At 70.9% G+C, this 24,363-nt stretch carries 1 protein-coding gene (running past one end of the window); it reads right to left on the bottom strand.

Annotated elements, in window-relative coordinates; genetic code table 11:
- Positions 1-131 precede the first annotated feature (131 nt).
- Positions 132-24,363: the 3' portion of a non-ribosomal peptide synthase/polyketide synthase gene (locus ABZ382_RS21235; RefSeq protein WP_357091243.1), read on the bottom strand. 19,832 nt of this gene lie beyond the right edge of the window; 24,232 of the gene's 44,064 nt are visible here — the last part of the coding sequence; the start codon falls outside the window, past its right edge; the stop codon is at positions 132-134.

Here is a 24,363-nt window from a genome sequence, read left to right as displayed (position 1 = left end):
CCCGCGGCTGCGCGCCGCACCAGTTCGCAGCTGAAGTCCGAACCCACCGCCGACGGGGTCGAGGCTAGCTCGGTTCAGCAGACGACTCGCCGGTGACGAACATTTGTTCGTTCGTCACCGGCGAGTTGCCGCTAGCTGGGGATGACGCGGATTTCGTCGCCCGCGTCGCCCGCCGGGTCTGCCTCGGTGGTGAACCAGTGGGTCACCTCGCCGTCCTCCAGGTCGGCGGGGATGTCGCCGGTGGGGAGGACGGAGAGCGCGCCCGCGGTCGACGACGACAGGAACTCGTCGATGGCCGCGGTGCCGGTGGAGGCGGTGGTGTAGGTGGTCGATTCGTAGTCGATCTCGTGGTCGGCGCGCAGGGTGGCCGCGCGGTCGAGGGCCTCGGACTGGGTGAGGGTGGCCCAGTTGTCGGCGTCGCGGTAGATGAAGGCCGGGTCGGTTTCGGACAGCGGGCGGACTCGGTCGGTGTAGGAGACCGGATGCGCCGGGCGGGCGGTCAGGTCGGCCTGGACCTTGGGGTCCGAGGGGACCAGCCAGCGGACCGAGCTGGCGGCGGGTTCCAGGGCGATGCCGAAACCGGCTCCGGCGGCGAGGATGTCGCCGAAGGAGAGGGTGTCGGCGAACAGTGCCGCGGCACCGGCCTTCTGGATGGCCCAGACCGCCACGACCGCGTCGACCGAGTGCGGGAGGGCGACGGCGACGATGTCGCCGGGGCCCGCGCCGCGTTCGATGAGCAGACGCGCCAGCTGGGAGCTGCGGCGGTCCAGGACGTGGTACGCGATCTCCTCGCCGCCGGACAGCAGGGCGGGCGCCTGCGGATCCTCCTCGACGACCTCGGCCAGCACGTTGGCCACGGTCGCCGTGCCCACCCGCCCCGCGTCGGCCGCGGAATCGGCCGGGGTGACGGCGCTTTCGGCGAGGATTCGGGCGCGCTCGCCGGCATCGAGGATGTCGATGTCGCCGACCAGGCCGTCGGCATCGCCGACCAGCGCGTCCAGGATCCGGTTGAAGCGCGCGGCGAGGATGACGACCTCGTCGGCGGTGAACCGGCTGCCCAGGTAGCGCATGGAGATGTCGATGGTCTCGCCCGCCATGATGACCAGGCTCATCGGGTAGTGGGTGTTGTCGTTGATACCGACACCACTGACCGACATGCCGTCGATGGAGCTGGCGGCCGCGATCGCGTCCTTGTCCACCGGGTAGGACTCGAACGCCATCATGGTGTCGAATTCCGCTCCGGCGCCGGCCAATTGCAGGATCTCGGTGAGCCCGATGTGGTGGTGCTCGAGCAGGTCGGCCTGATCGCTCTGGACGCGCTGCAGCAGCCCGCCGATGGTCAGGCGGTCGTCGACCCGGATGCGCACCGGCACCGTGTTGATGAACAGACCCACCATGGCTTCCACGCCCGGCAGGTCGCCGGGGCGGCCGGAGACGGTGGCGCCGAACACCACGTCGCTGCGCCCGGTGAGGCGCCCGATCAGCACCGCCCAGGAGGTCTGGATCAGCGTGTTCAGCGTGACGTTCAGTTCCCCGGCGCGCTTGGTGAGCGCGCGGGTGCGTTCGGCGTCGATGTCGACGGTGTAGCGGCCGATCTCGTAGTTCTCGTCGCGGGTCGCGGCCGGCGCGAGCTGGGTGGGCTCGCTGACCCCGGCCAGGGCGCGCTTCCACGCCTCGATCGACTCGTCCCGGTTCCGTCCGGCCAGCCAGGCCAGGTAGTTGCGGAACGACGGCACCCGCGGCAGCACCGACGCGTCGCCGCGCACCGCGTACAGCACCAGCAGGTCCTGCATCAGCAGCGGCATGGACCAGCCGTCCACCAGGATGTGGTGGGTGGTGATGACCAGGTGCACCAGGTCGTCGCTGATCCGGAACACGTTGAACCGCATGAGCGGCGCCGCGGACAGATCGAAGTGATCGGCGCGATCGGCCTCGATCATCTCCCGCATGCGCGGATTGCGTTCGGCCTCGGGCAGATCCGTCAGGTCGATGACATGGAACGGGGCTTCCACGCGATCCAGCACGACCTGGTGGGCCTGACCGTCGGCGTCGGTGACGAACGCGGTCCGCAGGCTCGGGTACCGGTCGAGGATGGCCTGCGCGGCCACCTTCAGACGGTCCACGTCCACCACACCGCTCAGGTCGAGCACGGTCTGAATGGTGTAGACGTCCACCGTGTTCTGGGTGAGCAGCGCGTGGAACAGCAGACCGGACTGCAGCGGCGAGAGCGGCCACACGTCGCCCAGGGCCGGGTAGTTCCGTTCCCAGACTTCGATGTCGGACTGCGCGACCCGGACCAGCGGCAGGTCGGACGGCGTGAGACCGCCCGCCTCAGGCCGATTCGCGTGTTCGGCCAGCGCGGTCAGCGCCGCCACGAACAGGTCGGCGAACTCCTGCACCCGCTCGCGCTCCAGGAGGCCGCGCGGGTAGGAGAAGGCCGCGCCCAGCTGCGGGCCGTCCTCGCCGTCGGTGACGATGGCGTTGATGTCGAGGGTGGCGTTGGCGGGCATGTCGGCGTCCATGTCGCCGTCGAGGCGGCCCAGGTCGTCGACCGGCACCCAGCCGATCTCGGCCATGCCCTCGGGCGCTTCGCCCGCGGACATGCGGCCCAGGTAGTTGAAGCTGATCTGGCCGACGTCCCGCAGCTGCGGGGCGGTGTCGGGGTTGAGGTGCCGCAGCAGACCCCAGCCCAGACCCTTGTCGGGCATGGCGAGCAGCTGTTCCTTGACCGATTTCACGATGTCGCCCAGGGCGTTTCCGCCCGCGAACGCCTCGTCGAGGTTCGCGCCGTTCAGGTCCAGGCGGACCGGGAAGGCCGCGGTGAACCAGCCGACCGTGCGCGAGAGATCCGCGCCCGGAACGATCTCCTCTTCACGACCGTGGCCCTCGAGCTTGATCAGCGCCGAGCCGCCGGTGGTCTCCCCGCGCCAGCGCGCGACCGCCATGGCCAACGCCGAGAGCAGGCCGTCGTTCACGCCGCCGCGGTACAGGCCCGGGACGGCGGTGAGCACGGCGTCGGTGACCTCGGCCGGGACGCTGACCTCGATCCGTTCGACGGTGTCGAAGGTGTCGACCTTCGGGTCGAAGGCCCGCGAACCCAGCTGCGGGTCCGGGGTCTCGGTGACCCGCTGCCAGAACGGCAGTTCCGCGACTCGCGCCTCGCTGCGCGATTCCTCGACCAGGGCGTGCGCCCAGCGGCGCAGCGAGGTACCGGTCTCGGGCAGCGCGATCGGCTGCTCGAAGGCCACCTGCGACCAGGCCAGACCCAGGTCCGGGATCAGGATGCGCCAGGAGACGCCGTCCACCACCATGTGGTGCGCGACGATGAGCAGCACGTCGCGGCGGACGCGAGCCTCGTCGGAACCCTCGGGGGCGAAGGCGAACCAGACGAACTGCACCATGGCGGCGTTCGCCGGATCCAGTCGGCCCAGGGCGGCGTCGAATTCGACGCTGCCGACCCGGGTCAGCTCCTCGTCGGAGATGTCCGCGGCCAGCTCGACCCGGTGCACGAGCGCGTCGATGTCGATGGCGCCCTTCGGCAGCGCCTCGAATTCGAAGCCCTCCGAAGCGTTCCCGCGCAGACGCGAACGCAGCACGTCGTGGTGGTCGAACAGGGCCGAGATGGCCCCGACGAGCACCGGTCGCGTGATGCCGTCCGGCAGACGCAGCGGCATGGTCTGCGAGAACCGGTCGTAGGACGAACCGCTCGACAGGATCGCGTGCATGATCGGCGTCAGCGGGATGTCGCCGACTCCGCCGCCGGGCAGTTCGGCCAGCTTCTCCTGCGCGGTGTCGTCGCCCAGCGTGGCCACCTCGGCCAGTCCGGCCACGGTCCGTTGCTCGAACACGTCACGCGGCGAGAACTTGATGCCGCGCGCCTTGGCCCGCGAGACCAGCTGGATGGACAGGATCGAGTCACCGCCGAGGGCGAAGAACGAATCGTCCGCGCCCACCTGTTCGACGCCGAGCACGTCGGCGAAGACCTCGGCGAGCGTGGCCTCGAGTTCGGTGACCGGAGCGCGGAAGTCGCGCGCGGTGAACACCGGCTCGGGCAGCGCCCGGCGATCCAGCTTGCCGACCGGGGTCAGCGGGATGGCGTCGAGGACGGTGATGGCGGTCGGCACCATGTATTCCGGCAGGCGGCCCGAGACGTGCTCGGTCAGCGCCGGAATGTCGATGCTGCGGCCCGCGACCGGGAGCACGTAGGCCGCCAGGATGGTGGCCCCCGCCTCGGTCTTGTGGCCCACGGTGACCGCGAAGTCGACCGTCTCGTGCGAGGCCAGCGCCGCGTCGATCTCACCGAGCTCGATACGGAAACCGCGGACCTTCACCTGGAAGTCGTTGCGGCCCACGTACTCCACCAGGCCGTCCGGGGTCCAGCGGACCACGTCACCGGAGCGGTACATGCGCTCGCCCGCCACGAACGGGTTGGCGACGAACCGCTCGGCGCTCAGGCCCGGGCGGTCATGGTAGCCGCGTGAGAGCTGGATACCCGACAGGTACAGCTCACCCGCGACGCCCACCGGCACCGGCCGCAGACGCGAGTCCAGGATCAGCGCCTGCATGCCGCGGATCGGGCCGCCGATGGTGACCAGATCGCCCGGCAGCAGCGCGTCGCTGATGTTGGTCATGATCGTGGTCTCGGTGGGGCCGTAACCGTTGTGGAACGCACGGATCGCGCGGTTCTGCTGCGCCCCTTCACCGATGGGCACCGCCCACTTCTCGACCAGATCGGCCGGGACGGCCTCACCACCGGCGACCAGCACCCGCAGCGAGTCCAGCCCCTTCGGGTCGAGGGTGGCGAGCGCGGCCGGGGTGATGAACGCGTGCGTGGCCCGCTCGCGCTTGATCACCTCGGCGAGTTCCTCGCCGCCGTAGACGCCCGGCGGAACCACCACGAGGGTGCCGCCCGCGCCGATGGCGAGCAGGTACTCCAGTACCGACGCGTCGAACGACGGCGACGCGAAGTGCAGTGCGCGCGAACCGGAGTCGAGGTGGTAGCGCACGATCTGCTCGGTGGCGAAGTTGGCCAGACCGGCGTGCGTCACCACGACGCCCTTGGGCATGCCCGTGGTGCCGGAGGTGTAGATCACGTACGCGACGTGCTCGGGCCGGACCACGCCCCACCGCTCGGCGTCGGTGACGGGTTCGGCCGAGTGCGAGGCGATCTCGGCGTGCACCATCGGATCGTCGAGCGAGATCCAGCCCGCCAGGCTGGCGACCGGCGGCAGCCCCTCGAGTTCGGCGTCGATGGTCAGACCCAGCACCGCGCCGGAGTCGTTCACCATGTGCGCGATGCGGTCCGCCGGGTAGGACGGATCGACCGGCACGAACGCCGCACCCGACTTGGCGACGGCCCAGATGGCCAGCACCGATTCGAAGGAGCGCCGGATGGCCACGGCGACACGGGTTTCCGGTCCGGCGCCGCGCTCGATGAGCACTCGCGCCAGACGCGAGGAGGCCGCGTCGAGTTCGGCGTAGCCGAGGGCCTGGCCGTCGAAGGCGACGGCCTCGCCGACCGGGTTGTTGGCGACGGCGTCGGCCAGCAGCTCGGGCAGCGTGCGCGGCGCGATGGCCGGTCCGCCGGTGCGGGTGATCAGCTCCGCCCGCTCATCGGCGGCCAGGATCTCCAGATCGCCGACGGCCCGGCGGGGTGCGGAGACGATCTCGGTGAGCAGCCGGACGAACCGCGCCGCGAAGCCCTCGACGGTCTCCTGGTCGAACAGGTCACGGGCGTAACCGAATTCGGCGTACATGCCCGCGTCCGCGTCGGCCGGGGCCTCGGTCAGGGTGAGCATGAGGTCGAACTTGGCGATCTCGTTCTCGAAGTCGACCGCGGCGGCCTTCAGCCCGGGCAGCTCGAAGGAGCCGCCGGGCAGGTTCTCGAACGACAGCGCCACCTGGAACAGCGGGTGCCGCGCGGTGGAGCGTTCCGGGTTGAGCAGCTCGACGAGCCGCTCGAACGGAATGTCGGCGTGCGCGAACGCCGCCAGGTCGCTGTCCTTGTTCGCGGCGAGCAGCTCGGTGAAGCCGGTCTGGCCGCTCACCTCGGTGCGCAGCACCAGGGTGTTGACGAACATGCCGATCAGATCGTCCAGCTCGGCTTCGCCACGGCCCGCGATGGGCGCGCCGATGGCGATGTCGGTGGTGCCGGACAGGCGCGCCAGGAACACCGCGAGCGCGGTGTGCACGACCATGAACATGGTCGCGTTGTTGGTGCGCGCGATCTGCTGCAGGCCGCGGTGCAGGTCGTTGGAGATCGGGAACAGCACCCGGCCGCCGCGGAAGGTCTGCGCGGTGGGGCGCGGGCGATCCGAGGGCAGGTTCAGCTCGTCGGGCAGGTCCGCCAGCGCGGTGCGCCAGAATTCGGCCTGGGCCGAGATCAGGCTGGTCGCGTCGTCCTCGGAGCCCAGCACCTCGCGCTGCCAGATCGAGAAGTCCGCGTACTGCACCGGCAGCGGGGCCCAGCCGGGCTGCACGCCGGCGGCGCGGGCGGCGTAGGCCACCATGACGTCGCGGGTGAGCGGGCCCATGGACCAGCCGTCGGCGGCGATGTGGTGCGTGACGAAGACGAGCACATGCTCGGCCTCGGCGGCGGTGCCGCCCGTGGCCGCGGTGGCGTCCTCCACCCGGAACAGTTTGGCGTGCAACGGAACTTCGGTGGTCACGTCGAAGCCGGTGGTGACGAGAGCGGCGATGCGCTCGGTCACCGATTCGGCCGTGACGGTGACCGGCCGCAGATCCGGCATGGCCTGCGCCGCGGTCACGATCACCTGGGCGGCGGCGCCGTCCACCTGCGGGTAGATGGTGCGCAGCGTCTCGTGGCGGCCGATCACGTCGGACACGGCCTCGCGCAGCGCGTCCACCTCCAGCGCGCCGGTGAGGCGCACGGCGACGGGCACGTTGTACGCGGCCGACGCGGTGTCGAACTGGTTGAGGAACCACATGCGCTGCTGCGCCAGCGACAGCGGCACGGTCTCCGGTCGCGGTCCGGCGGTGAGCGCCTTGCGATCTCCCGCTCCGGCGTGCTGCTCGACCTTGGCGGCCAGCCCGGCGACGGTCGACGCCTCGAACACGGCGCGCACCGGCACCCGCGCGTCCAGGGCCGCGCCGATGCGCGCGGCGACCTGGGTGGCGAGCAGCGAGTTGCCGCCGAGGGCGAAGAAGTCGTCGTCCGCGCCGACGCGTTCGACACCGAGCACCTCGGCGATGACGCCCGCCACGATCTCCTCGATCGGGGTGGACGGCGCGCGGAAGGCGGTGGTCTCGAACTCGGGCTCCGGCAACGCCTTCCGGTCCAGCTTGCCGTTCACATTGAGCGGCAGGGCGTCGAGCACCACGAAGGCCGACGGCACCATGTACGACGGCAGACCCGCCGACAGCGCCGACTTCACCAGCGGCACATCCACACCCGAGCCGGACGGCACCAGATAGGCGACCAGGCGGTCACCGGTCTTGGCGTCCTGCTTGGCCAGCACCGCGGTCTGCGCGATCTCGGGCAGCGCCAGCAGCGCGGCCTCGATCTCGCCGAGCTCGATACGGAAGCCGCGGATCTTCACCTGGAAGTCGGTGCGGCCCCGGTACTCCAGCTCGCCATTGTCCGACCAGGCGACGAGGTCACCGGTGCGGTACATGCGCTCGCCGACGGCGAACGGGTTGGCCACGAAGCGATCCGCGGTCAGGTCCGGTCGCGCGAAGTAGCCGCGGGCCAGCTGGGTGCCGGCGAGGTAGAGCTCACCGGACACGCCGTCGGGCACCGGGTTCAGGCGCGCGTCGAGCACGTAGACCCGCGAGTTCCATTCCGGCGCACCGATCGACACCGAGCCCTTGTCGGCGTCGGTGACCTGGTGGCTGGTGATGGACACCGCGGCCTCGGTCGGGCCGTACAGGTTGAACAGTCGACTTTGCCGGTTCAAGGCGCGGAAGCGCTGCGCCACGGCGGCGGGCAGCGCCTCACCGATGGCCAGCACCCGGCGCAGCGCGTCATTCATGACGCCGTCGCCCGCGGTGAGCAGCGCGTCGAGCATGGACGGAACCACGTGCAGGGTGGTGACCCGCTCGCGCGCCATCAGCTCGTTCAGGTACGCCGGATCGCGGTGGCCGTCGGCCGCGGCGATCACCAGGCGGCCACCGGTGACGGCGGCCGACCAGAACTCCCAGACCGAGAGGTCGAAGGTGGCGGCGGTCTTGAGCAGCACCGCGTCGTCCGGGCCGAGCTCGAATTCCGCGCTCTTCCACTGCAACTGGTTGGCGATGGCCGCGTGCGGCAGCGCCACGCCCTTCGGGCGGCCGGTGGAACCGGACGTGAAGATGACGTAGGCGGTGTGGTCCGGACGCAACGGGGCGACCCGGTCGGCGTCGGTGATCGGGCCGAGCTTCGCGGCCGGCGCGAGTTGGTCCATTCGCACCAGCGGCGCGACCTCGGTCGAGAACTCGGCCGCGGCGTTGGTCAGTACGCACACCGGCGCGGCGGTTTCCAGGATGTACCCGGTCCGCTCGGCGGGCTGGTCGGGGTCGACCGGCACGTACGCGCCACCGGCGACCGAGACCGCGTACATGGCGACCACCAGGTCGACCGAGCGCCGCAGCGCCAGCGCGACCCGCGCCTCCGGGCCGACACCGATCGAGATCAGGTGGCGGGCCAGGCCGTTGACCCGCGCGCCGAGTTCGGCGTAGGTCAGCGTCTCGCCGTCGGGGCCGATGAGGGCGATGGCGGTCGGCTTGGCGGCCACCGTCGCGGTCAGCATCGACGCCAGCGTGGCGGTCGAATCCACCTGGTGCGCGGTGTCATTGCGGCGGTCCAGGATCTCGGTCCGCTCGGCGGCGGCCAGGATCTCGATCTCGCCGACCACGGTCCGCGGCGCGGACACGATCTCGCGCAGCAGGGCCACGAAGCGATCGGCGAAGCCGACCACGGTCTCCCGGTCGAAGATGTCCGTCGCGTAGGTCAGGATGCCGGTGATGCCGTCGGCCGCGCCGTCGTCGCCGTACAGGTCGGAGACGATCAGGTGCAGGTCGAACTGCGACAGCTCGGTATCCACGTCCAGGCCGGACACGCTCAGGCCCGGGAGTTCCAGGGTGGAGCGGGTCAGGTTCTGGAAGGACAGACCCACCTGGAACAGCGGGTGCCGCGCGGTCGAACGGGCCGGGTTGAGCACCTCGACGAGACGCTCGAACGGCACGTCCGCATTGGCGTAGGCCTGGATGTCGGTCTCGCGCTGACGTGCCAGCAGAGCATTGAACGGTTCGCCGCCGTCGACCTCGGTGCGGAACACCAGCGTGTTGACGAACATACCGATCAGGTCGTCGAGGACGGCCTCGCCACGACCGGCCATCGGCGTGCCGATGGCGATGTCGCCCGAGCCCGACAGCCGCGCGAGCAGCACGGCGAGCGCGGTGTGCACGACCATGAACAGCGTCGCGCCCTCGGCACGGGCCAGATCGACCAGCCCCGAGTGCAATTCGGCGTCGATGCGGATGTCGATCTTGCCACCGGCGAAGGACTGCACCGCCGGACGCGGCCGGTCGGCCGGGAGGTCCAGCTGGTCGGGCAGCCCGGCCAGCGCCTGCTGCCAGTAGGCGACCTGCTTGGCGGCCAGCGAGTCCGCGTCGTTCTCGTCACCGAGCAGTTCGCGCTGCCAGATGGAGTAGTCCGCGTACTGCACCGCGAGCGGGCTCCAGCCCGGCTCCTGCCCGAGCGAACGCGCCGCGTAGGCGGTCATCAGGTCGCGGGTCAGCGGCGCCACCGAGGAGCCGTCACCGGAGATGTGGTGGATGACCAGTGCCAGTACATATTCCGCCGGAGCCGCGGCATCCGGGTCCACGATCTGGAACTGACCGGTGGGGGCGATGTCGGCGAAGTCGAAGGTGTAGGCCGCCGCGTGCGCCGCGGCTTCCGACTCGACCGGAGCCGGCGCCGGGGTCTCGCCCTCGATCTTGAACAGCGCCACCTTGATCGGCACCTCGACGGTGACGTCGAAGCTGGTGGAGGTCAGCTCGACCACCGCGCCGACGACCTCGTCGGCGGTCACGGTGCGCACCTCGAGCTCGGGCACGGCCTGCGCCGGCGGCAGGATGACCTGCACCGGGCCCTGCTCGGTCTGCGGGTAGATGGTGCGCAGGATCTCGTGGCGGGCAACCACATCCGCGATGGCCGACCGCAGCGCGTCCTCGTCGAGCGCGCCGGACAGGCGCACCGCGACCGGCACGTTGTAGGCCGCCGAGGCGGTGTCGAAGCGGTTGAGGAACCACATGCGCTGCTGGGCCAGCGACAGCGGGATGTTCTCCGGTCGCGGTGCGGCGGTCAGCGCCTTGCGGCCACCGGCCCCGGCGTCGCGTTCCACGCGGGCCGCGAGCGCGGCCACGGTGGACGCCTCGAACAGCAGTCGCACCGGCACCCGGGTGTTGAGCGCCTCGCCGAGGCGCGCGGCGACCTGGGTGGCCAGCAGCGAGTTGCCGCCCCACTGGAAGAAGTCGTCGTCCAGGCCGATGCGACCGGATTCGACGCGCAGCACCTCCGCGAACACGCCCGCCACGATCTGCTCGATCGGGCTGACGGGGGCGCGGAAGACCGCCTTCTCGAAGGTGGGCTCCGGCAGTTCCTTGCGGTCCAGCTTGCCGTTGGCGTTGAGCGGCAACGCGTTCAGCGGCATGAAGACCGACGGGATCATGTACGACGGCAGTTCGGCGGCCAGCGCCGACTGCAGCGCCTGCTTGTCCGGATCGCCGTCGGCGCCGACCACGTAGGCCACCAGGCGGTCGCCCAGCACCGGGTCGGTGTGCGCGACCACGGCGGCCGACGCGATGGAATCCAGGCGCAGCAGCGCGGATTCGATATCGCCGAGCTCGATGCGGAAGCCGCGGATCTTCACCTGGAAGTCGGTGCGGCCCCGGTACTCGAGTTCGCCGTTCGCCTGCCAGGCCACCAGGTCACCGGTGCGGTACATGCGGGAACCGTTGTCGGCGAACGGGTTCGCCACGAAGCGGTCGGAGGTGAGGTCGGGGCGGCCGAAGTAGCCGCGCGCCAGCTGGGCGCCGGCCAGGTACAGCTCGCCGGACACGCCGACCGGCACCGGCCGCAGACGCGAATCCAGCACGAACACCTGGGAGTTCCATTCGGGCGATCCGATGGACACCGACAGCTCGTCGCGTTCGGTGACCCGGTGGTTGGTGATGGACACCGCGGCCTCGGTCGGGCCGTACAGGTTGAACAGCTCGGTGCGCGGACGCTCCCGCAGCACGCGCTGCGCCAGCGGTCCGGGCAGCGCCTCACCGATGGCCAGGATGCGCCACAGCGAGTCCGGCAGCCCGTCGGTGAGCAACGCGTCCAGCATGGACGGCACCACGTGCAGGGTGGTCACCCACTCCCGCGCCATGAGCTCGTTGAGGTAGGCCGGATCCTTGTGCCCGTCGGGCGCGGCGATGACCAGGCGGCCACCGCAGGCCGCGGCGGACCAGAACTCCCAGACCGAGAGGTCGAAGGTGGCGGCGGTCTTGAGCAGCACCGCGTCGGCCGGGTCGAGGCCGAATTCGGTGACCTTCCAGAGCAACTGGTTCACGACCGCGCCGTGCGGCAGCGCCACACCCTTGGGGCGGCCGGTGGAACCGGAGGTGAAGATGACGTACGCCGTGTTGGCGGCGGTCAGCACCCGCACCCGGTCGGCGTCGGTGACCGGCTTGGCCGAGTGGACGCTCAGGTCCAGCTCGTCGATGCGCAGCACCTCGGCCAGTTCGGTGTCGAAACCGACCGCGGCCGTGGTCAGTACGGCCTTCGGCGCGGCCGTCTCCAGGATGTAGCCGACGCGCTCGGCGGGCTGATCCGGATCGATCGGGACGTACGCCGCACCGGCCTTGGCCACCGCGTACATCGCGACGACGAGATCGGTGGACCGGCGAATGGCCAGGGCCACACGGTCTTCGGTGCCGATGCCACGCGCGATGAGCTCACGGGCGAGCTGGTTCACCCGCGCGTCGAGCTCGGCGTAGGTCAGGTTCTCCACGCCGTCCGCGGAGTCGGCGACGATGGCCACGGACTTCGGGTCCTCGGCCACCGAGCGGTCGAGCAGCGAGACCAGGGTGGCCTCGGAGCCGCCATCCATGACCGCGTCGATGTCCTGCGCGGTGTTGTTCCACCGGCGCAGGATCCGGGTGTTCTCGTCCTCGTCGAGCAGGTCGATGTCGCCGACCGCCACCGTGGTGTCGGCCAGGATGGCGTCCAGCACCCGCACGAACCGGTCGGCGAACGCCCGCACGGTCGTTTCGTCGAACAGGTCGACGGCGTAACCGAATTCGGTGAGGATCTCGGCCGGGGTGCCGTCCTCGGTGTAGCGGTCGTACAGCGTGACGTGCAGGTCGGTCTTGGCCAGCTGCGACTCGAACTCGACGGCGGCCACGTGCAGGCCCGGCAGTTCGAAGGCGGTCTCGGCCAGGTTCTGGAACGAGAGGCCCACCTGGAACAGCGGGTTGCGCGCGGTGGAGCGGACCGGGTTGAGCACCTCGACGAGGCGCTCGAACGGCACGTCGGCGTTGGCGAAGGCCTCCAGGTCGCGTTCGCGGACCTCGGAGAGCAGGTCGGCGAAGCTCGCGTTGCCGTCGACCTGGGTGCGGAACACCAGGGTGTTCACGAACATGCCGATCAGGTCGTCGAGTTCGCGTTCACCACGGCCCGCGATCGGGGTGCCGACCGCGATGTCGTCGGTGCCCGACAGGCGGGCGAGCAGCACCGCGAGGGCGGCGTGCACGACCATGAACAGCGAGGCGTTGTTGGCGCGGGCCAGTTCGTGCAGCTTGGCGTGGCGTTCGGCGTCGATGTCGAAGCGCAGCGCCTTGCCGTGGAACGACTGCGCCGGCGGACGCGGCCGGTCGGTGGGCAGCTCCAGCTGGTCCGGCAGCCCGGCCAGCGCGCGGGTCCAGTACGAGACCTGCTGGGCGGCCAGCGATTCGGCGTCGTCCTCGCGGCCGAGCACCTCGCGCTGCCACAGCGCGTAGTCGGCGTATTGCACCGGCAGCGGCGCCCACTGCGGGACGTCGCCGTTCACCCGGGCCACGTAGGCGGCCATGATGTCGCGCGCCATCGGGCCCATGGAGGAGCCGTCGGCGGAGACGTGGTGGACGGTGAACGCCAGCACGTGCTGGGTGGTCGCACTGTCGGTGATCCGGAACATCTTGACCGCCAACGGCACCTCGACGGTGACGTCGAAGGTGGTCATGGCGAATTCGATGATCTTGCCGAGCAGGTCGGCCTCGGTCACGTCCTCCGGCACCAGCGTCAGGTCGGTCTGCGAGGCGGACAGCACCACCTGGTGCGGCCCCTCGGCGGTACGCGGGTACACCGTGCGCAGCACCTCGTGGCGGGCGATCACATCGCCGATGGCCTGCTTCATGGCGTACAGATCGAGCGCGCCGGTGAAGCGGACCGCCAGCGGAATGTTGTCGACCGCCGAGGTGGTGGTGTCGAACTGGTTGAGGAACCAGTAGCGCTGCTGCGCCGGGGACAACGGCAGGTGCGCGGGCCGCTCGCCGGCGACCAGGCTCGGGCGCCGGCCGGAACCGGCATTGCGCTCCACGCGGGCGGCCAGCGCCGCGACAGTGGATGCCTCGAACAGATCGCGCACCGCGAGCTGGGTGTCCAGGGCCGCGCCGAGGCGGGCGGTGACCTGGGTGGCGATCAGCGAGTTGCCGCCGAGTTCGAAGAAGTCGTCGTCGACGCCGACCCGTCCGACGCCCAGGACGTCGGAGAAGGTGCCCGCCACGATCTCCTCGATCGGGGTGGACGGCGCGCGGAAGACCTTGGCCTCGAACACCGGCGCGGGCAGCTGCTTGCGATCCAGCTTGCCGGAGGCGTTGAGCGGGAAGGCGTCCAGCACCACGAAGGCGGCCGGGACCATGTATCCGGGCAGGCCGTCCTGGAGCTCGGCGCGCACGGCGTCGAGGTCGACGGTGTGCCCGGTGGTGGGGATGACGTAGCCGACCAGCTGCTCGCCGAGGCGGTCGTCGGCACGGACCACGACCACCGACTGCGCGATGGAGTCGATGGCGGTGAGCGCGGCCTCGATCTCGCCGAGCTCGATGCGCAGACCGCGCAGCTTCACCTGGAAGTCGGTGCGGCCCAGGTACTCCAGTTCGCCACGGCCGGTCCACTTCACCAGGTCGCCGGTGCGGTACATGCGCTCGCCGTCGTGGAACGGGTCCGCGACGAAGCGGTCGGCGGTCAGCTCCGGGCGGGCGACGTAGCCGCGCGCCAGCTGGACGCCCGCGAGGTACAGCTCACCCGCGACACCCGGGGCGACCGGGTGCAGACGCGAATCCAGCACGTACACCCGGGTGTTGAAGACCGGCGCGCCGATCGGCACCGACAGCGTGTCGGCGTCGTCCACCTCGTGGTAGGTGACGTCGACGGCCGCCTCGGTCGGGCCGTACAGGTTGTGCAGACGGGCCCCGGTCAGCTCGCGCAGCTTCTGCGCGGTCGGCGCGGGCAGCGCCTCACCGGAGGCGAACACCTGGTGCAGCGAGGTGCATTCGGCGGCCTTCTCCTCGGCCACGAACACCGACATCATCGACGGCACGAAGTGCGCGGTGGTGACACCGGTGGCGATGATCAGGTCGGCCAGGTAGCCGGGATCGCGGTGGCCGTCCGGCTTGGCGATGACCAGCGAGGCGCCGATCTGCAAGGGCCAGAAGAACTCCCACACCGACACGTCGAAGGTGGACGGGGTCTTCTGCAGCACCACGTCGTCGTCGAACAGGCCGTACTCGGTCTGCATCCAGACCAGTCGGTTGATGATGGCGGTGTGGCTCACGGCCACACCCTTCGGGCGACCGGTCGAACCCGACGTGAAGATCACGTACGCGACGTCGTCGCCGCGCAGCGGGGCGATGCGGTCGGTGTCGGTGATCGGACCGTCCGAGTAGCCGGACACGTCCAGCTCATCGATCAGCAGTGTGCGCGTGGTGGTTCCGAACTCGTCACGCGCGGTGCTGAGCACGCACACCGGCTGCGCGGTGTCGAGCACGTACTGGTTGCGCTCGGCCGGGTGGTCCGGGTCCAGCGGCACGTAGGCGCCACCGGCGAGGGTGACCGCGTACATGCCGACCAGCAGCTCGAAGGAGCGGCGCATGCCCAGGGCCACATAGGAATCCGGTCCGACGCCCTCGGCGATGAGGTGGCGGGCCAGCTGGTGGGCACGGGCCGCGAACTCGCCGTAGGACAGACTCGTCCCCTCGAACACCAGCGCGGTGAGGTTCGGCGTCCGCTTGGCCTGGTCCTCGAACATCGACGCGAGGGTGACCTCGGTGTCGATCTTCTTCTTGCCGCCCAGCGCGACGCGCTTGACGTCGTACTCGGTGGCGTTCCAGGACCGCAGCACCTGGCGGCGCTCGGCGGCGTCGAGCAGTTCGATGTCGCCGACCAGCGCGGTCGGCTCGGCGACCACGGCGGACAGCAGGCGCACCAGGCGCTCACCGAAGCCCGCGATGGTGCCCGCGTCGAACATGTCGGTGGCGTAGGCGAATTCGGCGGTCATGCCGTTTCCGTCGGCGCGCTCGGTCAGGTTGAGGTGCAGGTCGAACTTGGCGGTGACCACGTCCAGCGGCACGCCCGCCACTTCCAGGCCCGGCAGGGCGAAGGTGGCCTCGCCGGTGTTCTGGAACGACAGCATGACCTGGAACAGCGGGTGCCGGGCCTGCGAGCGAGCCGGGTTGAGGATCTCCACCAGCCGCTCGAACGGCAGGTCGGCGTGGCCGAAGGCGGCCAGGTCGCTGTCCTTGGTGCGGGCCAGCAGCTCGGTGAACTTCTCCCCCGAGTCGACGCCGGTGCGCAGCACCAGGGTGTTGACGAACATGCCGATGGCGTCGTCGAGCACCTGCTCGCCACGGCCCGCGACCGCGGTGCCGATGGCGATGTCGTCGCCGCCGGACAGGCGCGCCAGCAGGGCCGCGAAGGCCGCGTGCACGACCATGAACAGCGAGGCGCCGTGCTGGCGGGCCAGGCCCTCGAGTCCGGCCAGCAGCTCGGCGTCGATGGCGAACTCGTGCACGCCACCGGCATTGGAGGCCACGGCCGGGCGCGGCCGGTCGGAGGGCAGGTCGATCTGGTCGGGCAGGCCCGCCAGGTCGTTGCTCCAGTAGGCCACCTGCTGCGAGATCAGCGAGTCGGCGTCGTCCTCGGAGCCGAGGGTCTCGCGCTGCCAGAGCGCGAAGTCGGCGTACTGGACGGGCAGCGGAGCCCACTGCGGCGCTTCGCCATTGGCGCGCGCGGCGTAGGCGAGCATGACGTCGCGGGCCAGCGGGCGCACCGACCAGCCGTCACCGGAGATGTGGTGGACCACGAAAACCAGGACGTGCGTGGGTACCCCGGCATCCGAGACCCGGAACAGCTCGGCGCGCACCGGGGCGGCGGCGGTCACGTCGAAGCCGGTGAGCACCAGTTCGGCGATGCGCTCGCGCAGGTCGGCCTCGGTCACCTCGGTCGCGGTCGCGCTCCGCTCGACCTGGCCGGGGGGCAGGATCACCTGCACGCCACGGCCTTCGGCGTTCTCCGGGTAGACGGTCCGCAGCACCTCGTGCCGCGTGAGCACGTCGCCGACGGCGGCCAGCAGGGCCTCCGTGTCGAGGTCGCCGGTCAGGCGCACCGCGAGCGGGATGTTGTTGACGGCCGAGGCGGTGTCGAAGCGGTTGAGGAACCACATGCGCTGCTGGGCCAGCGACAGCGGGATCTCGTCCGGACGGGCCTGCGCCACCAGGGCGCGGCGGCTGCCGGTGCCCGCCTGCGCCTCGACCCGCGCCGCGAGGGCGGCCACGGTCGGGGCGTCGAACAGGGCGCGGACGGGGATCCGGGTGTCGAGGGCCGCGCCCACGCGGGCGACGACCTGGGTGGCGATCAGCGAGTTGCCGCCGAGTTCGAAGAAGTCGTCGTCGGCGCCGACCGGGGACTCGAGTCCGAGCACCTCGGCGAAGACCTCGGCCACGATCTCCTCGGCCCGGGTCGCGGCGGCGCGGAATTCGCGGGCGGCGAACTCCGGCTCCGGCAGGGCGCGCCGGTCCAGCTTGCCGTTGGCGCTGAGCGGGAACCCGCCCAGGGCCACGAAAGCGGCCGGAACCATGTAGGAGGGCAGCTGCTCGCCCAGATGGGCGCGCAGGGCTTCCACATCGATGGCGTCGGCGTCGAGCGCGATCGGCTCGCTGGTCGCGGCGTCGGCCGGGACCACATAGGCGACCAGCTGGTCGCCGGTGCGGGCGTCGGAGCGCAGCACCACCACGGCCTGGGCGACCGAGTCGTGCGCGGTGAGCGCGGCCTCGATCTCGCCGAGCTCGATGCGCAGACCGCGCAACTTCACCTGGAAGTCGGTGCGGCCGATGTACTCCAGCTCGCCGTCCGCGGTCCAGGTGACGAGGTCACCGGTGCGGTACATGCGCCGGCCCGGGGTGAAGGGGTTGGCGACGAAGCGGTCCGCCGACAGATCGGGGCGGGCCACGTAGCCGCGCGCCAGCTGCACACCGGCCAGATAGAGCTCACCCGCCATGCCCGGGGCGACCGGGTGCAGGCGCGAATCCAGCACGTACACCTGGGTGTTGAACACCGGACGGCCGATCGGCACGGTCTCGGTGTCGGCGTCGACGACCTGGTGGTAGGTGACGTCGACCGCGGCCTCGGTGGGGCCGTACAGGTTGTGCAGGGCCGCGCCGGTGACCCGGCGCAGCTGCTGGGCGGTCGTCGCGGGCAGCGCCTCACCGGAGGCGAACACCAGACGCAGGCCCGTGCACCGCGCGGCGGCGGGCTCGGCCACGAACACGGCCATCATCGACGGCACGAAGTGCGCGGTCGTGACGCCTTGGCGGGCAATGGTTTCCGCCAGGTACACCGGGTCGCGGTGTCCGTCCGGCTTGGCCACGACCAGCTTCGCGCCGATCTGCAAGGGCCAGAAGAACTCCCACACCGACACGTCGAAGGTCGCCGGAGTCTTCTGCAGCACCACGTCGTCGGTGGTCAGACCGTACTCGGCCTGCATCCACACCAGGCGGTTCACGATCGCCGAGTGCGGCACCGCCACACCCTTCGGGCGACCGGTCGAACCCGACGTGAAGATCACGTACGCGGTGTTCGAAGCATTCAGCGGCGCACGGCGATCCGCGTCGGTCAGCGCGGCGTCGGAGTAGCCCGACAGGTCCGCGGTGTCCACGGCGAGGGTCGGCACGGTGGCGTGGGTGAACCCGTCGCGCTCGGTGGTGAGCACGCACACCGGCCGGGCCGTCTCGAGCACGTAGTCGATGCGGTCGGCGGGCTGGTCCAGGTCCAACGGCACGTACGCGCCACCGGCCTCGACGATCGCGTACATGGCGACCACCAGGTCCAGCGAGCGGCGCATACCCAGGGCCACCATGTTCTCCGGGCCGACGCCGGCCTCGACGAGCTTGCGGGCCAGCTGGTGCACGCGTCCGCCGAACTCGGCGTAGGACAGAGCTGTTCCCTCGAACGCGACGGCGGTCGCTGCGGGGGTCCGCTCGGCCTGGGCCTCGAACAGCGCGACCAGCGTCTCGCCCGCGTCGCCGGTGCCGCTGCGCACGGTCTCGCCCGCGGCGGTGTCCTCGGCCGACAGGGTGCCCGATGTCAGCTCCGCGACCACGGACACGACGTCGGCGGTGGTGCGGTTCCAGTCGCGCAGCACGCGGGTGCGCTCGCCGCCGACCAGCAGGTCGATATCGCCCACGGCCCGCTCCGGCTTGGCCGTGACGGCCTTCAGCAGCAGGTCGAACCGGTCGGCGAAGCGCGCCATGGTGGCCGCGTCGAACAGGTCGGTGGCGTAGATGAGTTCGGCGGTGATGCCGGACTGCGGGGCGGCGGCGTTCTCGGTGAGCACCAGCTGCAGGTCGAACTTGGCGGTGTCGATCGGCAGTTCGACGGCGCTGACGGTCAGGCCGGGCAGCTCCAGTTCGGTGATGCCGGTGTTCTGGAACGACAGCATGACCTGGAACAGCGGGTGCCGGGCCTGCGAGCGGGCCGGGTTGAGGATCTCCACCAGCCGCTCGAACGGCAGATCGGCGTGGCCGAAGGCCTGGATGTCGGTGCCGCGCACCGTGTCCAGCAGTTCGGTGAAGCCGGCGCTGCCGTCCACCTCGGTGCGCAGCACCAGGGTGTTGACGAACATGCCGATGAGGTCGTCGAGGGCGCGTTCGCCTCGACCGGCGACCGGGGTGCCGATGGCGATGTCGGACTCGCCGGACAGGCGCGACAGCAGCACGGCCAGCGCCGAGTGCATGACCATGAACAGCGTGGTGCCGCGGGTGCGGGCGAGTTCGGCCAGCGCGCCGTGGGTTTCGGCGTCGATGTCGAACACGTGGGTGGCGCCGCGGCCCGAGGCCACAGCCGGACGCGGCCGGTCGGACGGCAGCTCCAGCTGGTCGGGCAGCCCGCGCAGCGACTCCCGCCAGTACGAGATCTGCTGGGAGATCACCGATTCGGCGTCGCGCTCGTCACCGAGCACCTCGCGCTGCCACAGTGCGTAGTCGGCGTACTGGACGTCGAGCACCTGCCAGCCGGGTTCGCCGCCCTCGACGCGCGCGCCGTAGGCGGTCATGACGTCCCGGGTGAGCGGGCCCATGGAGAAACCGTCGGCCGAGATGTGGTGCACCACCAGCGCGAGCACGTGCTCGGTGGGGCTGACCTCGAACAGGCGGGCCCGGAACGGCACGTCCACGGTGACGTCGAAGCCGGTCAGCACCAGCTCCGAGAGCGCCTGCGGCAGTGCGGTTTCGGAGACCTCGACCGGGGTCAGGTCCGGGATGACCTGGCTGGTCGGGACGATCTCCTGGTAGGCCTGGCCGTCGATCTCGGGGTAGCGGGTGCGCAGCGACTCGTGCCGCGCCAGCACGTCGGCGACGGCGATCTGCAGGGCCTGGCGGTCCACCAGACCGGACAGGCGCACGGCCGCCGGGATGTTGTCCACGGCCGATTCGGGATCGAACCGGTTGAGGAACCACATGCGCTGCTGGGCCAGCGACAGCGGCAGCCGCTCGGGCCGCTCCTGCGCGACCAGCGCCAGGCGAGTGCCGGAGCCGGAGTGGGTTTCGGCCTTGGCGGCCAGTGCCGCGACGGTCGAGGACTCGAAGATCTCACGCACACCCAGCTGGGTGTCCAGCGCGGCGGACAGGCGCGCCGCCACCTGGGTGGCGATGAGCGAGTTGCCGCCGAGGGCGAAGAAGTCGTCATCGAGGCCGACTCGCTCCAGGCCGAGGATCTCGGCGAACACACCGGCCACGATCTGCTCGACCGGGGTGACGGGGGCGCGGAACACCGCGGCCTCGAACACCGGCGCGGGCAGCGCCTTGCGGTCCAGCTTGCCGGAGGCGTTGAGCGGGAACTCGTCGAGCACCATCAGGATCGACGGCACCATGTAGGACGGCACGCTCTCGCCGATCTCGGCGCGCACCGCGTCCACGTCCACGCTGCGGCCCGCCGCGGCGATGACGTAGCCGACCAGCTGGTCACCGGCGTGCGGGTCGTTGCGCACCACGACGACCGACTGCGCGATGGAATCCAGTGCGGTGAGCGCGGATTCGATCTCGCCGAGCTCGATGCGCAGACCACGCAGCTTCACCTGGAAGTCGGTGCGGCCGATGTACTCCAGCTCCCCATCCGCGGTCCAGGTGACGAGGTCACCGGTGCGGTACATGCGCTGCGAATCCCCGAAGGGGTTGGCCACGAAGCGATCCGAGGAAAGGTCCGGCCGCGCCACGTAGCCGCGGGCCAGCTGGTCACCGGCGAGGTACAGCTCGCCCGCGACGCCGACCGGAACCGGCCGCAGCCGCGAATCCAGCACGTACACCTGGGTGTTGAACACCGGGCGGCCGATCGGCACCGAGTCCACGTCGGCGTCCACGACCTGGTGGTAGGTCACGTCGACCGCGGCCTCGGTGGGGCCGTACAGGTTGTGCAGCTCGGCCCCCGTCAGCTCGCGCAGCTTGTGCGACGGCTTGGGCGACAGCGCCTCACCGGAGGCGAAGACCATGCGCAGGCTGCTGCACCGCGCGGCCGCCTCCTCCGCCACGAACACCGCCAGCATGGACGGCACGAAGTGGGTGACCGTGACGCCTTCGCGGGCGATGAGGTCGGCGAGATAGGCCGGGTCGCGGTGGCCCTCGGGCTTGGCCACGACCAGCTTGGCGCCGATCTGCAAGGGCCAGAAGAACTCCCACACCGACACGTCGAACGTGGCCGGAGTCTTCTGCAATACGACATCGTCGGCAGTCAGACCGTACTCGGCCTGCATCCACACCAGGCGGTTCACGATCGCCGAGTGCGGCACCGCCACACCCTTCGGGCGACCGGTCGAACCCGACGTGAAGATCACGTACGCGGTGTTCGAATCCCGCAGCGGCGCACGACGATCCCCGTCGGTCAGCGGCGCGGCCGAGTAGCTCGCCAGGTCCAGCTTGTCGATGCGCACCTGCGCGGTGTCGACCGGCAGGTCCTCCCCGGAGGTCAGCACGGTCACCGGGTCGGCGGTCTCGAGGATGTACTCGGTGCGCTCGGCCGGGTGATCCGGGTCGATCGGGACGTAGGCGGCGCCGGTGACGGCGACGGCGTACATGCCGACGACCAGGTCCAGCGAGCGGCGCATGCCCAGCGCCACGAAGGATTCCGCGCCGACGCCGCGCTCGACGAGCCAGCGGGCCAGGCGGTGCACGCGCTCGCCGAACTCGGCGTAGGACAGACTCGTCCCCTCGAACGCGACCGCGGTCGCCTCGGGGGTCCGCTCGGCCTGCGCCTCGAACATGGCGACCAGGGTGGCCTTCTCGGCCTTGTGCTCGGTGAGCACGGCCTCCACGTCGAAGGCGGTCTCGTTCCAGCTCTCGACGACCTGGGTGCGCTCGGCGGCGTCGACCAGCTCGATATCGCCCACGGCGGCGGCGGGATCGGTGGTGATCGCGGTGAGGACCCGGATCAGGCGGTCCGCGATGCGCTCGACGGTGGCTTCGTCGAACAGGTCGCGCAAGTAGCCGGCGCGGATGCGCAGGCGGGTGTCGAGCTGGGCGATGAGGGTGAGCGGGTAGTGGGTGGCGTCCGCGGCGTCCAGGCCGGTGACGGCCATGCCGTCGATATCGGCCGCCTGCGAGCGGATGCCCTCGGCGTCGACGGGATAGGACTCGAACACGACCAGGGTGTCGAAGAGTCCGCCGATGCCCGCGGCCGACTGGATGTCGGCCAGGCCCACGTAGTGGTGGTCGAGCAGGTCGGCCTGCTCGCCCTGGGTGCGGGTGAGCAGCGTGCTCGCCGCCTCGGCCGGGTCGAAGGCGACCCGCACCGGCACGGTGTTGATGAACAGACCCACCATGGACTCGACGCCCGAGAGCTGCGCCGGGCGACCGGACACGGTGGTGCCGAAGAGCACGTCCTCGCGACCGGTGAGGCGGCCGAGCAGGATGCCCCAGGCGACCTGGAGCACGGTGTTCGGGGTGACGCCGAGTTCGGCGGCCAGCCCGGTCAGGCGCGCGGTCGCGGCCTCGTCCAGGTCGAAGAAGTACTCGCCGGACAGCGCGGTGATCTCGCGGCCGGTGTCGGGACGGGTGAGCAGGGTCGGCTCGGAGACGCCGAGCAGCGACTTCTGCCAGGCCGCCAGCGACGCCGAACGATCCTGCTGCGCGACCCATTCCAGGAAGTAGCGGTAGGACCGCACCGGCGGCAGCACCGCGGTGTCGGAGTGCGTGGCGTAGAGCACCAGCAGGTCCTGCATGAGCAGCGGCATGGACCAGCCGTCGAGCAGGATGTGGTGGTTGGCCACGGCCAGCTGGTAGCTGTGGGCGTCGGTGCGCACCAGCGTGTAGCGGATGAGCGGCGGCGCGGTCAGGTCGAAGCGCTGGACGCGGTCCTCGGCGATGATCTCCGCCGCGCGGGCGGCGCGAGTGTCGGCGTCGGCGATGTCGGTCAGGTCGTGGTTGGTCCACGCCACCTTCACGCCGTCGATGACCACCTGCACCGGAACACCGGAGGCGTCGTTGACGTAAGCGGTGCGCAGGATCTCGTGTCGCTCGATGAGCGCCTGCGCGGCCGACCGCAGCCGGTCGGCGTCGACGCGGCCCTCGAGGGTGAGCACCGCCTGCGCGGTGTACACGTCCACCGAGGTGGCGGCCAGCTGCGCGTGGAAGAGCAGACCGGCCTGCAGCGCGGACAGCGGCCACACCTGGTGCAGGGAGCCGTAGCGCTTCTCCCACCCGTCGATGTCGCGCTGGGTGACGCGGACCAGGCCGAAGTCGGACGGGGTGTGCCCGCCCTTGGCCGAATCGGCGTGCGCGGCAACGGCTTCGAGCGCGGACACCCACAGGGCGGCGAACTCGGCGATCTCCGTGGCGGAGATCAGCGTGCTCGGGTAGCCGATCTGCGCGGTCAGCTTGTCGCCCGCGACGATGGCGTTGATGTCGATCGGGGCCATGGCGGGCATGTCGGCGTCGTAGGAGCCCGCCAGGTCGGCCAGGTCGGCCGCCGGGATCCAGCCGAAGCCGCGCAGCGCCTCGGGCACGTCGCCCTCGTTGACCCGGCCCAGGTAGTTGAAGCTGACCTGGCCCGGCAGCTGCTTGGGCAGCTGGGCGGCGGTGTCGGAGTTCATGTAGCGCAGCAGGCCGTACCCGATGCCCTTGTCGGGCACCGCGAGCAGCTGCTCCTTGACCGTCTTGATGGCCCGGCCCATGGCCGCGCCGCCGGTGAGGGCGGCGTCCACGTCGATGCCGGACAGGTCGAAGCGCACCGGGAAGATGGCGGTGAACCAGCCGACCGTGCGGGACAGGTCGGCGCCGGGCACGACCTCTTCCTCGCGGCCGTGGCCCTCCAGGCGGACCAGGGCGGACTTCTCCCCCAGGCCCTTGCCGGCGCGGAACTTGGCCACCGCCAAGGCGAGCGCGGTCAGCAGACCGTCGTTCACGCCGCCGTGGAACAGGGCGGGCACGGTGGTCAGCAGCGAGCGGGTGGCCTCGGCCGACAGCTCGACGCGGTGCTTGACGATGGTCGCGGTGACGTCCACGGCCGGGTCCATCGCGCGCTCGGTGAGCAGCGGGTCCGGGCTCTCGACGACGTCGCGCCAGAACGCGAGCTCGGCGACGCGCTCCTCGGTGGCGGCCTCCCGCTCGAGGGCGTGCGCCCAGGTGCGCATGCTGGTGGCGGGGGCGACCAGCTCGGGGGTCTGTCCGGCGGACAGCTGGCCCCAGGCGGCGACGAAGTCCGGCACCAGGATTCGCCAGGTGACGCCGTCGACCACCAGGTGGTGACCGGCGACGATCAGGCGTCCGGCGCGGCTGTCGTCCGAGGGCTCCAGCCACACGAACCGGATGACCTGGCCCGCGGCCGGATCCAGCTTGTCGAGCGTGGCATCCAGTGCG

The sequence above is a fragment of the Nocardia sp. NPDC005825 genome, assembly GCF_040630175.1.
Classification (GTDB): domain Bacteria; phylum Actinomycetota; class Actinomycetes; order Mycobacteriales; family Mycobacteriaceae; genus Nocardia.
The sequence above is the reverse complement of the archived record's forward strand: the minus strand, read 5'-3'. Positions and strand labels throughout refer to the sequence as shown.